Origin of the sequence: Methylophilus sp. Q8 (assembly GCF_000800115.1) — a bacterium.
Taxonomy (GTDB): Bacteria; Pseudomonadota; Gammaproteobacteria; order Burkholderiales; family Methylophilaceae; genus Methylophilus.
In genome coordinates, this window is sequence record NZ_JUHE01000001.1 from 469552 (window position 1) to 484830 (window position 15279).

15 protein-coding genes are annotated in these 15279 nt (G+C 51.2%); 12 read left to right on the forward strand and 3 right to left on the reverse strand.

The features are described 5' to 3' along the window. Window positions 1-31 precede the first annotated feature (31 nt). The 7 genes from clpS to GQ52_RS02370 all read left to right on the forward strand — a co-directional run bounded on the left by clpS (window position 32) and on the right by GQ52_RS02370 (window position 9462). The gene (gene clpS, locus GQ52_RS02340; protein ID WP_019881392.1) at window positions 32-343 is read left to right on the forward strand and encodes an ATP-dependent Clp protease adapter ClpS; all 312 of its coding nucleotides are present in this window, start codon (window positions 32-34) and stop codon (window positions 341-343) included. A 327-nt stretch (window positions 344-670) separates the two neighbouring features. Then, window positions 671-2926: an ATP-dependent Clp protease ATP-binding subunit ClpA gene (gene clpA / locus GQ52_RS02345; protein WP_019881390.1), complete on the forward strand. Its 2256-nt coding sequence runs from the start codon at window positions 671-673 to the stop codon at window positions 2924-2926. A gap of 205 nt (window positions 2927-3131) precedes the next feature. Beyond that, window positions 3132-3467, forward strand: a complete 336-nt coding sequence (locus tag GQ52_RS02350; protein WP_024929462.1) for a hypothetical protein — start codon at window positions 3132-3134, stop codon at window positions 3465-3467. A 106-nt stretch (window positions 3468-3573) separates the two neighbouring features. Continuing rightward, window positions 3574-4824 (forward strand): TolC family protein, encoded by a 1251-nt coding sequence (locus GQ52_RS02355; protein ID WP_235272930.1) that lies wholly within the window; start codon window positions 3574-3576, stop codon window positions 4822-4824. A 10-nt stretch (window positions 4825-4834) separates the two neighbouring features. Then, window positions 4835-5986, forward strand: a complete 1152-nt coding sequence (locus tag GQ52_RS02360; protein WP_024929460.1) for an efflux RND transporter periplasmic adaptor subunit — start codon at window positions 4835-4837, stop codon at window positions 5984-5986. A 3-nt stretch (window positions 5987-5989) separates the two neighbouring features. After that, entirely contained in the window at window positions 5990-9091 is a 3102-nt protein-coding gene (locus tag GQ52_RS02365; protein ID WP_019881386.1) for an efflux RND transporter permease subunit, read from the forward strand. Between the two features lie 38 nt (window positions 9092-9129). Further along, the gene (locus GQ52_RS02370; protein WP_019881385.1) at window positions 9130-9462 is read left to right on the forward strand and encodes a P-II family nitrogen regulator; all 333 of its coding nucleotides are present in this window, start codon (window positions 9130-9132) and stop codon (window positions 9460-9462) included. Window positions 9463-9475: 13 nt separating this feature from the next. Here the strand turns inward: GQ52_RS02370 and GQ52_RS02375 are convergent, their stop codons facing one another. From GQ52_RS02375 to dapA, 3 genes are read right to left on the reverse strand one after another with little or no spacing between them, the layout of a single operon-like run. After that, a complete protein-coding gene (locus tag GQ52_RS02375) occupies window positions 9476-10243 on the reverse strand; it encodes an MBL fold metallo-hydrolase (protein WP_047514819.1) in 768 nt (255 codons plus the stop codon). Window positions 10244-10255: 12 nt separating this feature from the next. After that, complete coding sequence (gene bamC / locus GQ52_RS02380; protein ID WP_047514821.1) at window positions 10256-11512, reverse strand: outer membrane protein assembly factor BamC; 1257 nt, start codon at window positions 11510-11512, stop codon at window positions 10256-10258. Between the two features lie 40 nt (window positions 11513-11552). Further along, window positions 11553-12431: a 4-hydroxy-tetrahydrodipicolinate synthase gene (dapA, locus tag GQ52_RS02385; RefSeq protein ID WP_047518479.1), complete on the reverse strand. Its 879-nt coding sequence runs from the start codon at window positions 12429-12431 to the stop codon at window positions 11553-11555. Between the two features lie 169 nt (window positions 12432-12600). Here dapA and GQ52_RS02390 point away from each other — a divergent pair, with 169 nt between their 5' ends. From GQ52_RS02390 to GQ52_RS02410, 5 genes are read left to right on the forward strand one after another with little or no spacing between them, the layout of a single operon-like run. Further along, window positions 12601-13278, forward strand: a complete 678-nt coding sequence (locus tag GQ52_RS02390) for an RnfABCDGE type electron transport complex subunit B (protein ID WP_047514823.1) — start codon at window positions 12601-12603, stop codon at window positions 13276-13278. 29 nt (window positions 13279-13307) lie between these two features. Further along, complete coding sequence (gene nth / locus GQ52_RS02395) at window positions 13308-13967, forward strand: endonuclease III (RefSeq protein ID WP_047514826.1); 660 nt, start codon at window positions 13308-13310, stop codon at window positions 13965-13967. A gap of 2 nt (window positions 13968-13969) precedes the next feature. Continuing rightward, window positions 13970-14419: a DUF1841 family protein gene (locus tag GQ52_RS02400; RefSeq protein ID WP_047514829.1), complete on the forward strand. Its 450-nt coding sequence runs from the start codon at window positions 13970-13972 to the stop codon at window positions 14417-14419. A gap of 20 nt (window positions 14420-14439) precedes the next feature. After that, a complete protein-coding gene (locus GQ52_RS02405; protein ID WP_019881374.1) occupies window positions 14440-14982 on the forward strand; it encodes a sigma-70 family RNA polymerase sigma factor in 543 nt (180 codons plus the stop codon). Window positions 14983-15007: 25 nt separating this feature from the next. Then, window positions 15008-15256 carry a zf-HC2 domain-containing protein gene (locus GQ52_RS02410; protein ID WP_024929453.1) on the forward strand — a complete coding sequence of 83 codons (249 nt, stop codon included), beginning with the start codon at window positions 15008-15010 and terminating at the stop codon, window positions 15254-15256. Window positions 15257-15279 lie beyond the last annotated feature (23 nt).

Genomic DNA, 15279 nt, shown 5'->3' on the forward strand with positions numbered 1-15279 from the left:
AAAATAGGTTCTAAGACAGGTATACAAAACTATGGTACGACCCAAGCGTGAAGGTGATCTGGCTCTTGAATCCCAGGTTGCCAAACCCAAGCCTCCAGAGTTATATAAGGTGTTGTTGCTCAACGACGACTACACCCCCATGGAGTTTGTCGTCGCCGTCATTGAACGTTTTTTTAACAAGTCTCGTGAACAAGCGACACAAATCATGCTCCAAGTACATACAGAGGGCATGGGCGTATGTGGCGTTTACCCACAGGATATTGCAGAAACCAAAATGCATCAGGTCTTGGAATCTGCCCGCGAAGCACAACACCCTTTGCAATGTGTGATTGAAGCCGCTTGAAACGCGACCGCCAGATGCCAAAGATGCGAGATGAAACGGTTCCAATCGGATGGCTCACGGTGATGTCCAGTCGTAGCATCCTGAGAATATCGGGCAAATACACTGACATACTTGCGGTTAAAGTCAGATTGCACAGTGGTAGCATGGTAATGAGGTGATTCTGGCGAGCTTGACTCATATAAAAGTGAGCAAAAAGCAGCGACGACACATTGAATTTTTTGGAAAAAAGCACGATAACAATAAACAGACAGGTTTTACCGGTATTGCATGAAGTTACGTCTGTGAATGAGGCGTTTTTTGTAGTGTAGTGTATTAAGGAAAGTCATCATGATTGCTCAAGAACTTGAAGTTAGCCTGCACATGGCGTTTATGGACGCGCGACAAAAGCGTCACGAATTAATTACGGTTGAGCATCTGTTACTGGCTATGTTGGACAACCCAACCGCCGCAGAAGTCCTGCGCGCTTGCGGTGCCAAATTTGACACACTGCGCAGTGAACTGAGTCAATATATCGAAGAACACACCCCGACAGTGGCCGGGACTGAAGAGGTTGACACGCAACCGACCCTGGGCTTTCAACGGGTGATTCAGCGTGCCATGCTGCACGTACAGTCTTCCGGCAAAAAAGAAGTCACCGGCGCCAATGTGCTGGTTGCGATCTATGGTGAAAAAGATTCCCATGCCGTATTTTTCCTGCATCAGCAAGGCGTCACTCGCCTGGATGTGGTTAACTTTATTTCGCATGGCGTGGCTAAAATCCAGGAAAATGAACCCAAGGCATCCAGCACTGAGCAGGAAACTGAAGGCGAAAGCGTCAGCACCGGCGCACTGGAAAGCTTTACCCTCAACCTGAACGCACAAGTGATTGCTGGCAAAATCGACCCATTGATCGGTCGCAGTCAGGAGCTGGAACGTGTGATCCAGACCTTGTGCCGTCGTCGCAAGAACAATCCTTTACTGGTAGGCGAAGCTGGTGTGGGTAAAACCGCCATTGCGGAAGGCCTGGCGTCGCGTATCGTCAGCAATGACATTCCGGAAGTACTGGAAAATGCCACGGTTTACTCACTGGATATGGGCGCCCTGCTGGCTGGCACCAAATACCGTGGTGACTTTGAGCAGCGTCTGAAAGCCGTCATGAAACAGCTGGCCGAGAAGCCTGATGCAATTCTGTTTATTGACGAAATCCATACCCTGATTGGCGCAGGTTCGGCCAGTGGTGGTACGCTGGATGCCAGCAACCTGCTGAAACCAGCCTTGTCCAATGGCTCACTCAAATGCATAGGCGCCACGACTTATCAGGAATATCGCGGCATCTTTGAAAAAGACCATGCCTTGTCACGTCGTTTCCAGAAGATCGACGTGCAAGAACCTAGCGTGGCCGAAACCATTGAGATTCTCAAAGGCCTGAAAACCAAATTTGAAGAGCACCATAGCGTGAAATACAGCGCCAGTGCTTTAACAGTGGCAGCTGAGTTATCAGCCAAGTACATTAACGACCGCCATCTGCCAGATAAGGCGATTGACGTGATTGATGAAGCCGGTGCTGCGCAGCGTATTCTGCCAAAGAGCAAACAGAAGAAAATTATTGGCAATAAAGAGATTGAAGAAATCATTGCCAAAATTGCGCGTATTCCGCCCAAAAACATTTCCAGCGATGACCGCAATGCGCTGAAAACACTGGAGCGCGACCTGAAAGCAGTCGTATTCGGCCAGGACAAAGCGATTGAAGTGCTGTCTTCTGCCGTCAAAATGGCGCGTAGCGGCTTGGGTAACAGCAGCAAACCGATTGGTAGCTTCCTGTTTGCGGGCCCGACCGGGGTGGGTAAAACCGAGGTGGCCAAGCAATTGGCTTATGTGCTCGGCATTGAATTGCTGCGTTTTGACATGTCGGAATATATGGAGCGTCACGCAGTGTCGCGCCTGATTGGTGCGCCTCCGGGCTATGTTGGTTTTGACCAGGGTGGCCTGCTGACCGAAGCCGTGACCAAGCAACCTTACTGCGTGCTGTTACTGGACGAAATTGAGAAAGCGCATCCGGATATTTTCAATATCCTGCTGCAAGTGATGGATCATGGCACCTTGACTGATAATAATGGCCGCAAAGCAGATTTCCGCAATGTGACGATTATCATGACCACCAATGCAGGTGCGGAAAACCTGTCTAAATCGAGCATAGGCTTTACCAACAGTAAAGACAGTACCGATGAAGCGGCTGACCTCAAGCGTTTCTTCAGCCCTGAATTCCGTAACCGTCTGGATGCGACGGTATCATTCAGCGCACTGAATCAGGATGTCATTCTGCGTGTGGTCGACAAGTTCCTCATGCAGCTGGAAGATCAATTGCATGAGAAGAAAGTGGATGTCACCTTTAGTGATGAGCTCAAGGCCTACCTGGGTAAAAAAGGCTTCGACCCGTTGATGGGTGCACGCCCAATGGCAAGACTGATTCAGGATACGATACGCAAGGCACTGGCGGATGAGCTGCTGTTCGGTCGCCTGAACGACGGTGGTCTTGTCCATATCGACATTGATGACAACGATCAGATTAAACTGATTTTTAAAGAAGAAACCATTTCAGCCTAATCTGGCTGGAACTTTGATACCACGGTGACATCTACTACAATGTCGCCGTGGCTTTCCCGCACCAGTTTGGTGCAAAAAATCCCCAACGCACTACCATATCTGCCTATTTAGGTCACGGATGACATAAAATCAATACGTTAGGTGTTCCCATATTGATGGTATAGTTATTGCTGTAAATGTATTGCCTGACAGATATGATGTTGTAATGCAAAAGATATTTTATTTTCTACATGTGTTGTGTTTGCTGTTTGCTTTGCAGACAACGGCTGCCGAACCGGCGGTCACGACTTCGCTATTAGAAACCGGCATCTCGGCGGCAAGCCTCTCCAATGCCATTGATGACAGTTTATCCGCCGACTTTGGCCAAGGCAGTTGTTGCGTCGACATGCTGGAAATCGCCGAAGTAGATGTCGACAAAATCCTGCTACCTGGGTTTAGCTACCCGCTGCATAAAACCACCTACCTCGCCCCTGAGCATCATCTATCCTCCTATCACCTGCAACTCGGCTTCTGGCTTGACCGGCCGCCCCAACTCGCTTAACAACTTTCCCAACCTTTTAGCTTTATTGGCTGAAAGCGTCATTTTAATTATTAGTTAAGGTGGCTGTGACATTATGATATGAACAGTCACCTGAAAAAGGATCGTTATGTTAAGTTCGACCCGCTGGCGGAAAGCATGCAGGCTATTGTGGCTATATTGCTGCATTACCCCCGTTGCATTTGCAGAAACCACTTTTGACCTGAAAACCCTGCTGGATAAAGCCGTGGCCGAAAACCCGATGATGGCTGTCAGCAAAGCACAAATTGAAGCCGCTGCGGCAGGCATCACCGTTGCAAGATCTTTCTATAACCCGGACCTGGAAGTGATGGCAGGACCAGCCAGATACCGTGGTGTGCCAACGCCAGGTGCCAGCGAAAGAAACTATGGCGTCACCATTTCGCAACCGCTGGACTTTCCCGGTACACGTAGCTCGCGCCGTGAACTGGCTGAACAGCAACTGACTTACGCTGAAAAAGGCATCCAGACCACGAGCTTTGATCTGCGCAACCTGATCAAACAGGCCTATCTGACGGTGCTCTTGCGCCAGCAGATTCTGCATATGCTGGGTGCGAACCTCAGCATCTTGCAGGAAATCCAGACCAAAATAAAACGCAAGGTAGATGTGGGTGAGGCCGCAAGATATGAGCTGATCAAGGCGGATACTGAGGTGCTGGCAGCAGAACGTGATTATGCCAGTGCACAAACCCGTATTGATGAAGCCAAAGCGATTTTGCGCGGCATGATAGGCAATATGCCAGACACGTTCGAAGTCAAATCTGAACTACCCACGATCTCAACCCTGCCCAGTATCATCGACTTACGCAAGTCTGCCGAAAACAACCCTTACCTGCAACAGCTGATCACGGCAAAAGACAGTGCGGAAGCCAAACTCAAACTGGAGCAATCCTTACGCTTTCCTGGCCTCACCTTGAAATCCGACTTTACCCAAGATCCTGACCTCAACACATTCAGAGTCGGTGTCGTGGTGCCATTACCCGTCTGGAACCGCCGTGACGGCCAGATTGCACAAGCCGCCGCCGGCATTGAGGAGGCAGATGCCAATATCAAGTTGCAACACCAGTTGCTGCGTAAAGAGATTGATAGTGCCTACCAACGTACCGTGATCGCCAGCAACCAGCTCAAAGTATTTGAAAATGGCTTGCTGCAACAATCAGAAGCGACCCTCAGTCGCGCAGAAGCCGCTTATAAATTCGGAGAACGCGGCATCCTGGAATACCTGGATGCGCAACGCGTCAATCGTGATGTCAAACGTGACTATCTGATTGCCAAATTCGATTATTTTTTCAGTGTATTGCAAATCGAACGCTTCATCGGTTCGGATTTGGTTCAACCTTAAGGGGATGGTCATGTCTCGTGTTTTATTTTCAACTTTGCTAGCTGCCGCGCTGGCTGTCATGTCTACCGCGTGCACAGAAAAAGCTGCCCCGGCCCCAGAAACCAAAGAGGTCGTGGACCCAAGCCTGGTCATGCTGACCAAAGAACTGGCTGCTAACGTCAGCATCGGCCCGGTCGCCGAACTCGATTTTGTCGATACCTTGCGTATTCCTGGTCGCATCCAGGTCGATGAACAATATGAATCCAGAGCTGGCGCATCTATCACCGGCCGTATCAGCACGCTGGATGTCAATCTGGGCGATGAAGTGAAAGCGGGCCAGCGACTGGCCGTGATTAAGAGTACAGAGCTAGCGCAATATCAACTAAGTTACATCAAAGCCAGCCAGCAGATGCAATTACAAACCAAAGCGGTCGACCGCGCCAAACAATTGCTGGAAGCTGATGTGATCAGCCTGGCGGAATTGCAGCGCCGTGAAGGTGAACTCAATGCCGCCAATGCCGAATTGAATGCCGCCCGTGACCAGTTACTGGTACTCGGCATGCCGCCTGCCAGCATTTCCCAGTTGGGTTTGCATAACAGTGGCATGTCAACCAGCCAGGTGAACTCTAAAATCACCGGCACGGTGATTGCACGTAAAGCCAGGCTGGGCCAGGTGGTAGCACCGGCAGAAGAACTGTTTGTGATTGCTGACTTGTCGCATGTATGGGCAGTGGCAGAAATCCCGGAGCAGCAAATTGCACACATTAGAGAAGGCCAGTCGCTGGATATTGAAGTACCGGCACTGGATGATGCTGAACTGACGGGTACGCTGGCATTTGTAGGTGATATCGTAAATCCGGCCACGCGTACCGTGATGGCGCGCGCCAATATCAGCAACGAAAAAATGCTGTTAAAGCCGGATATGCTGATTACCATTTTGCTGGAAGCCAAACCGGAGAAAGTCATTGCGATTCCGTCCACCGCTGTGGTGCGTGAAAACAATGCCGACCATGTGTTTGTACAAACCCTAAAATCCACCCAGTATAAATTGCTGCCAGTCACCCTGGGCCGGACTTATCAAGGCAACAGAGAAGTACTGCAAGGCTTGCAACCAGGCGATCAAATCGTGCTCGATGGCGCGTTTCATGTCAACAATGAACGCAAGCGCAAAGAAATGGAGTAAGGCATGATTGAATCCCTAATTCGAGGCGCGCTTAAGCAGCGCCTGATTGTGCTGGTCCTGGCTGTCGGATTTATCCTTGCTGGCCTGTTTGCAGTTAAAAAACTGTCTGTCGATGCTTTCCCGGATGTGACTAACGTTCAGGTCATGATTGCCACACAGGCCACCGGCAAGTCGCCGGAAGAAGTCGAACGCTTCATCACCGTACCGCTGGAAATCGCCATGACGGGCTTGCCCGGCCTGACCGAAATGCGCTCGGTGAATAAAAATGCCTTATCCCTGATCACGCTGGTATTTACCGACAGCACCGACGTCTACTTTGCCCGGCAACTGGTGATGGAACGGCTGATGGAAGTGATGGAGCGCATGCCACAAGGCGTAACACCTATCCTCGGACCTGTGTCTACTGGCCTGGGCGAGGTCTATCAATTCACGCTGGATAAACCGGATGACGGTAAAAAGGCATTGACGCAAGCTGATCTGACAGAGCGTAGAGCGATTCAGGACTGGGTGGTACGCCCATTGCTACGCGGCATCCCAGGCGTGGCTGAAATCAACTCGCAAGGCGGCTACGTCAAGCAGTACCAGGTGCTGGTCAACCCGGACCGCATGACGCATTTTTCGATCAAACTCAAAGATGTGTATGAAGCACTGGCGCGTAATAACGCCAACAGCGGCGGCGGCATTTTGCCGCATTATGCCGAACAGTATCTGATTCGTGGTGTCGGCCTGGTGCAAAACCTGGACGATATCCGTAACATGGTGCTAAAAGAAGAAAATGGCACGCCGGTCTATATCCGCGACGTCGCAGAAGTCACCATCGGCCATGAGGTACGTGTGGGTGTGGTGCTCAAAAATGGCGATACGGAATCCGTCGGTGGCATTGTCATCATGATGCGTGGCGGCAACGCCAAGGAAGTAGTAAGCCGCATCAAAGCCCGTGTGGAAGAAATCAACAGCAAAGGCATGTTGCCACATGGCCTGCAGATTGTGCCCTACTATGATCGCAGCGAGTTAGTTGATGCGGCCTTGCACACCGTCACCAAAGTGCTGATTGAAGGCATTATCCTGGTGATTGTGATTCTGTTCCTGTTCCTGGGCGATGTACGCTCCAGCCTGATTGTGGTCGGCACCTTGATCCTGACGCCTTTGATCACCTTTATGGTCATGAACCATTACGGTATTTCTGCCAACCTCATGTCATTGGGTGGCCTGGCCATCGCCATTGGCCTGATGGTCGATGGCTCTGTCGTGGTGGTGGAGAATACCTTTCACCATTTGGGACATCGCAAAGATGAAAGCAGAATCCGCGTCGCCCTGGAAGCGGCGACGGAAGTGGCTACACCGGTATTGTTTGGCGTCGGCATCATTATCCTGGTGTTCTTGCCCCTAATGACACTGGAAGGCATGGAAGGCAAAATGTTTGCGCCTTTGGCCTACACCATTGCCATTGCGCTGTTTGTGTCGCTGGTATTGTCGCTGACCCTGACACCAGCCCTGTGCTCCTATATGCTCAAAGGCGGCAGTGGCGACGATACCAAGCTGATACAAGCCATTAAACGACCATATTTATCAGCACTGAACTGGGTGCTTGATAATGAGAAGAAAACCATCCTGGCCTCGGCCCTGGTCTTTGTTGGCACGATTGCGCTGTTTCCATTTTTGGGCACCTCATTTATCCCGGAAATGAAAGAAGGCTCTATCGTCCCCGGCATTAACCGCGTGCCTAATATCTCTCTGGAAGAATCCATGAAAATGGAGAGCAAGGCGATGAAGCTGATCATGGAGCAAGTGCCTGGTATCAAATCGGCCATCTCCGGACTGGGTCGCGGTGAAAGCCCGGCCGATGCACAGGCACAAAACGAATCTACGCCGATTATTAGCCTCAAGCCGCGTGATCAGTGGCCCGAGGGATGGACCCAGGATGATATTGCTGAAAAAATGCGTCAAGTACTGGAGAAGTATATTCCGGGTGTACAAATCATCATGGCACAACCGATCTCTGACCGCGTCGATGAGCTGCTGACCGGTGTGCGTGCCGACGTAGCGGTGAAGATTTTTGGTGAAGACCTGGATGCACTCAAGCAAAAAGCAGATGAGATCGCCAAAATTGCAGGCTCGGTGACAGGCGCCACTGAAATCAAGGTAGAGAAAGTCTCAGGGCAGCAATACCTGAATATCACGATTGACCGTCAGGCCATTGCCCGTCATGGTATCAATGCATCTGATGTCCATGATGTGATTGAAACCGCCATAGGCGGCAAAATTGCGACTGAGATTTTTGAAGGCCAGCGCCGTTTCTCAGCGGCGGTGCGTTATCCGGAATCCTTCCGCAATAATGAAGAAGCCATCCGCAACATTATGCTGACTTCGCCCAATGGCTCACGTGTCGCGCTGGAAGATCTGGCCGATATCGAGATCAAGGATGGCCCGGCGCAAATCAGTCGTGAATTGGCCAAACGCCGTATCGTGATTGGCGTCAATGTCAAAGACCGCGACCTCGGTGGCTTTGTGGCTGAGTTGCAACAGGTGCTGGGGCAAAAACTGCAGTTGCCGGATGGGTATTATCTGGAGTACGGTGGCCAGTTCCAGAACATGGAACGCGCCATGGGCCATTTGATGATCATTATCCCGGTGACCATTGCGGCCATTTTCTTCCTGCTGTTCCTGTTGTTCCAGTCTTTGCGGTTTGCCACCATGATTATTCTGGTGCTACCCTTTGCCTCAATTGGTGGCGTGATTGCCTTGTTTGTCACAGGTGAGTACTTGTCAGTTCCGGCATCAGTAGGTTTTATTGCCTTGTGGGGGATCGCAGTGCTCAACGCGGTGGTACTGGTATCGTATATCCGCACCCTGCGTGAAGAAGGCCTGAGTCAACTCGAAGCTATCCGCAAAGGCTGCGCCCAGCGCTTCAGGCCGGTGATGATGACCGCCACGGTGGCCATGCTGGGGCTGGTGCCATTCCTGTTTGCGACAGGCCCAGGCGCCGAGGTACAGCGACCGTTGGCGATTGTAGTGATTGGTGGCTTGATTACCTCTACCCTGCTCACGCTGATTGTGGTGCCTACCCTCTATCGTAAGTTTGAAGAAAGTAAAATAGAGGCATAATGCTGCCCCAGTGAGTCTATGCTCTAAAGGATATTTTTATGAAAGAAATCAAAGCAGTCATACAACCGGCGAGATTGGCAAAGATACGCTCTGCACTGCGGAATATCAAAGGCTTTCCCGGCATGTCAGTCAACAAGATGGAAGGTTGTGGCCCACACTTGCAAAAACCGAGTGTGGGTGTGCGTGAAGAGCTGACCGATTACAGCCCCAAAGTCTATATATATATGGTGGTGCCAGATGAACTGGTGGAAGGCGTTTTGCAGACCATCGTTGAAGTCGCCCATACCGGCAATGTCGGCGATGGCATCGTCTGGGTGACGCCGGTTGAGCGCATGATCCGCTTGTCAGAACAGATCATGGTGCTGGATTAGCAACATAGATCAACTATAAATCACGCCAGCCCAGCCCATCGTGCTGATGGGCAATCTGTACCCAATCACTGGCGCAGTTTAGTACTGCACTCAACGCCTGCTTCGCCAAAGCAGGCGTATTATTTTTCTCGCTCAGATGCGCAGCCACCAGATGTTTGAGCTTACTGTTATCCAGCTGACCAAGTAATTGCGCACTGGATTGATTATCCAGGTGCCCTAGCCAGCCGCCCACCCGTTTTTTCAGTGAGTGCGCATAAGGGCCGGTTCGCAGCATGTCCAGGTCATGATTGCATTCAAGCAACAAACCATCACAGCCTTGCAGAATCATCACAATGTGCGGTGTAACGCTGCCGACATCCGTCAACACGCCAAATTTGCGGGCCCCATCACCAAACACAAATTGCGCCGGTTCGCGCGCATCGTGCGGCACCGGATAAGGTAATACTTCGATCTCTTGTAAAGCAAACACCGTATGCGCATCAATGATATTGATCGTGACCGCCTGTGTCGGCAGGTAGCGCTGGCACATGCTGTAAGTGCCATGCGTCAACCAGACAGGAATCTGGTAACGTGCTGCCAATTTGAACGCCCCGCGCGCGTGGTCGTCATGCTCGTGTGTGACCAGGATACCCGAGAGTTGTTCGGGTTGCAGATCCAGGCGCGCCAAGCGCTGCACGGTTTCTTTCACGCTAAAGCCACAGTCAAGCAAAAGCCGGGTTTCCCCGGCTTCTACCACAGTGGCATTGCCTGCGCTGCCACTGCCTAAAGATGCAAATCGCACACCTGGCCTCTGTTATTTCAGTTGCTCATACAGCAGGGAAATAATACGGTTAGCCGTGGTCGACGTATTGCGCTTGTTATCCACCGTCAACACATACACATCGGTGGTGTCATCTGCATTTTCCAGTACCTGAATACGATACTGCTTGCTCGACTTGTCACCGTCTGAAGTGCCTTTCCAGAACTTGGTTTTATCGCCAGGTTTGACTTCAACCGGTGCTGCCGATTTTTCGTCTTCATCACTGCCCCAGAACTTCAGACGCTCCAGCAAGCCTTTTTTCTGCTTGATAGGATCTTCTGCATCGGTATCGGCATAACGCACATAGAAAATACCTTCGGAACGGTTTTTATCTTCTGTGACAAAACCAATACGATCCAGCGCCAACCCCACACGACGCCAGGCGCGGTCGAATGGCTCATTGAGTTTCAAAGTCACGCTCTGGTCAGGCTCTTTAATCACGTCAGCGCGCTTGTCTGAAGCCACTTGTGTCATGACCTGATCGGCTTTCTGCTCATCCAGGCCCAGTTTCACCATCATGCGGCGCAATAATTCAGCATCGAGGTCAGCATCAAACTCCTGCCCGGCATTGTTTTTATTGTCTGCCGCATTGGCGCGATAACCAGTGTCGATTTTACCCAACTGGGTATTGACGTAATTCTTACCATCATCCGGCGCACCTGCCACCGTCCGATGCGTCATATAAATCTCAGTGGTCCCGTCTTTTTCACCGCGCTCTATGCGGGTGCGAAATTTACGTCTGTCGGCAAAGCCGGAGAGTTTATCCAACCAGGCATCAAACTTCTCGCCATAGCCACGATTATCTTCTTTCGGCTTGATAGCATCCGACCGCAACCACTCGGTTTCAATCACACCGAGTTCCGGATTTTCTACTTTGACCGCAAAGCCCTGATCCAGCCAGAAATCACGCACAATCGGCCAGATTTTTTCAGCCGGAGCATTCACCACCAACCAGCGCTGTTGTCCAGCCTTAACCATGCGCACGTTTTTCATATCGGCCAGCACCGGCTGCGGGCCGTTTTGCTCTTGTGCATCCTGATTTTGGCTATAAGCAGAATAGCTGGTGCTGCCAGGCACGTTATAAGTGCTGCTGGTGCGCACGGCGGTCAGGTCAGGGGGAACTTCCAGTGGTTTGGAACGGCCTGCACCTTTGTAATCAGAGCTGTTATCGATAAACGGGATAGAGTCGCACGCAGCCAGTACTGTCACCAGGCTGACCAGCACGGCCCGTTGTAACCAAACATGATTCATGTATTTCACTTATTTCACCCTAAATTTAGTCTTCGCTCAATCAAGCGGCAATATCAGCCTGCTTCATGGCACTGCGTAATACTTCATGATATTGGCTGGATAAATTCACCAGCGGCAAACGAATGCCGGTGGCAATCAAGCCCATTTGCTGCAATACCCATTTCACCGGAATCGGGTTCGCCTCTACAAACAATTTCTGATGCAGGGCGAACAATTTGGCATTCGCCGCCTTGGCCGCAGCAATGTTGCCATTCAAGGCATGCACGCACATCTCGTGCATCAATTGCGGTGCTACATTGGCAGTCACCGAAATCACGCCTTTGCCGCCCAGTAACATCAACGCCAGCGATGTCGCATCATCACCGCTATACACGGCAAAGTCGGCTGGCACGCGCAACAGCAAATCCGTACCGCGCTCAATGCCACCCGTCGCATCTTTAATGCCGACAATATTAGGCACTTGCGCCAAACGCACCACCGTATCATTGCTTAAATCACAGCCGGTACGGCCTGGCACATTGTATAAAATCTGTGGAATGTTAACCGCTTCGGCGACCGCTTTAAAATGCTGGTACAAGCCCTCTTGTGAAGGCTTGTTATAGTAAGGCGCAACCAGCAGGCAAGCATCCGCACCCAGGCTTTTTGCTTTCGCTGTCAGCTCAATCGCTTCAGCAGTCGAGTTGGCCCCTGTGCCTGCAATCACATGCACACGCCTGGCCACATACTCAACCGTGGTTTTAATCAGCAAGCAATGTTCGTCAACATTGACAGTAGGGGATTCGCCGGTAGTACCGACGATGACAATGCCATCTGTACCGGCGTCGATATGAAAATCGATCAGCTTTTTGAGCGCGTCCAGATCCAAACGACCATCTTCAAACATCGGGGTCACGATTGCGACCAAACTGCCCGTAAACATACCTAGCGCCATTCAATAATAAAGCGAATATTTTAACTGATTATGCGCCTGAACGCCAAAGAACCCGCTTCGCCACCAGACAAGGCCTGCCAAGCCATCGTCAAACATGGTTTCAGTTATAATGTCAGCCTTTGCAACAGGGATTAAATAGCGTTCTTGCCAAGGTAACATGCAGACAACGAGCCGACTCAAGCAGCACACATTGATTGCGCAGATTGATGCTCTGCTGCCGCAAACACAATGCCGCCAGTGTGGTTATGACGGCTGCAAACCGTATGCGGCAGCAATTGCCAATGGCGAGGCCAATATCAACCAGTGTCCGCCAGGCGGTGAGCCAGGTGTTCGGGCATTGGCCGACTTACTGCAGCGCCCTTACCTGCCGTTAAATCCCGCCCATGGCATGACCAAAGCCAAAGCAGTGGCGGTGATTGATGAAGAGACGTGCATAGGCTGCACACTGTGTATCGCCGCCTGCCCGGTCGATGCTATCCTTGGTGCCGCCAAATTCATGCATACCGTGATCAGCCAGGAATGTACCGGCTGTGAATTATGCCTGCCACCCTGCCCGGTCGATTGCATCAGTATACAAACTGTGGCTGGCCGTGCATTGGCGATGAATACAGAGGAGTCCGACCTGGCAAGACGCCGTCACGAGCAGCGACTCAAGCGACAGGCATTTGAAACACACAACAAAGCCCAAACCTATCATCAACGCCCCGCTGCATACGCTGGCACCGCGCAAACGGATACGGCAGACATCAGCGCAGCGGCTCCTTCAGCAGACACCCTCAAACAAGCCGCCCTTTCCGCCGCGATAGCGCGTGTAAAAGCACAAAAAGCAGGTTAACCCTTGCTGTCATCAACGAAATATTTGTTATGAATGCCCAAAAAAGACTGGCGATTTTCGAGAGACTGGCACAAGCCATCCCCAACCCGACCACCGAACTGGAACACGGCTCGACCTTTGAATTATTGATTGCGGTCATATTGTCGGCGCAAGCCACTGACAAAGGCGTGAACATCGCCACGCGCAAACTATTCAAAGTCGCCAACACACCACAAGCCATTCTGGATCTCGGCCTGGAAGGGTTGGAAAGCTATATTAAAACCATAGGCCTTTATCATGCCAAAGCCAATAATGTGCTCAAATGCTGCCAGCAACTGCTCACCTTGCATGGCGGCGAAGTGCCCGATACCCGCGCAGCGCTAGAGGCGCTGGCTGGGGTGGGCCGAAAAACCGCCAATGTCATCCTCAACACGGCATTTGGCCAACCCACCATTGCTGTCGACACGCATTTGTTCCGCGTCGGCAACCGTACCAAACTGGCCCAGGGCAAAAACGTGCTTGAGGTAGAGCAGCGCTTTTTGAGCACGACGCCAAAGCAGTTTTTACAAGACGCCCATCACCTGCTGATTTTGCATGGGCGCTATACTTGCACGGCACGCAACCCCAAATGCGGTGAATGCTGCATTGCTGATTTATGTGAATTCCAAGACAAGCAAATACACCCGGTGAAACCACCGGCAGAGAGTTAATCATGGCCTTATTTAATCCCAGCCGCGATGAAGTTCGCCAGTTTTTCTTTGATGCCTGGGCCAAATTCAAACAGCAAAACATATTGACCGACCTCGAAAAAATGGCGGTGGGTATTATGCATCTGCATCCCGAATACCACGCGATTCTGGACCATCCCGAGCAATACCTGGAACAAGCTTATTATCCGGAAATGGGCGAAACCAACCCGTTCTTGCATATGAGTCTACACCTGTCCATCCAGGAGCAAATCAGCATCAACCAGCCCATCGGCATTACACAAGCCTACGGCAAACTGTGTACAAAGTTCCAAGAAGAACATGAAGCGCAGCATGCCCTGCTCGAATGCCTGGCCGAAACCATCTGGCTGGCACAACGCAACCAGACAGGGCTGGATGCTGCGCATTATTTAAGCCTGATCGAGCAACGCGCCAGCATTGCTCCGTCTGCCTGAATTATGCTTCAATAGCCGTCATGAAATCTAATCCGCACGACTGGCTTAACGAACATGGCAATTATTTGTATCGCTTTGCGCTAACGCGGCTACGCGATCCGCATCAGGCAGAAGACGTGGTGCAGGAGACCTTGCTGGCTGCGATCAAAAATCCCAACTATGCAGCGCAATCCAGCCCACGCACCTGGCTCACGGGCATCCTGAAACACAAAATCATTGACTGCATGCGCAAGCAGGTACGCGAAATCCCGGCCTCGGAACTCCTGACCGAAGAAGATGCCAATATGGATGAGTTTTTTGACGAAACCGGCCATTGGGCAGAAAAACCACAAGCTTGGGATGTGCCACATGACGCCTTGCAGCAAAAACAGTTTTTGCAGGTATTACAGCAATGTATGGCGCGTTTACCGCAAAAGCTGGCCGCCATTTTCACCATGCGTGATGTGGATGAAATGGAAAACGAAGAAATTTGTAAGGCATTGAATATCACCGCGACCAATGCATGGGTAATGTTATACCGTGCCCGTATGGGACTGCGGAAATGTCTTGAAATGCACTGGTAACACGTAATGTGAAACGGACAAAGAGATGCTGAATTGCAAACAAACCAGCGTGCTGGTATCGCAATCACTTGACCGCCCGCTCACCTGGCGTGAGCGCTGGGCGGTCAGGTTGCACCTGGCTATCTGTATCTATTGCCGACGTTTTACGCAACAGCTTAAATGGATTCGCAACGCCATGCAGGTTTGGCAGCAGCAAGTAACGAATGACAGCGAAATTGCGTTGTCACAGGCAGCACGGGAACGCATTACGCAACAATTGGACAAATTTTACTGATGTCCACTTTTAAACCCTGTTTG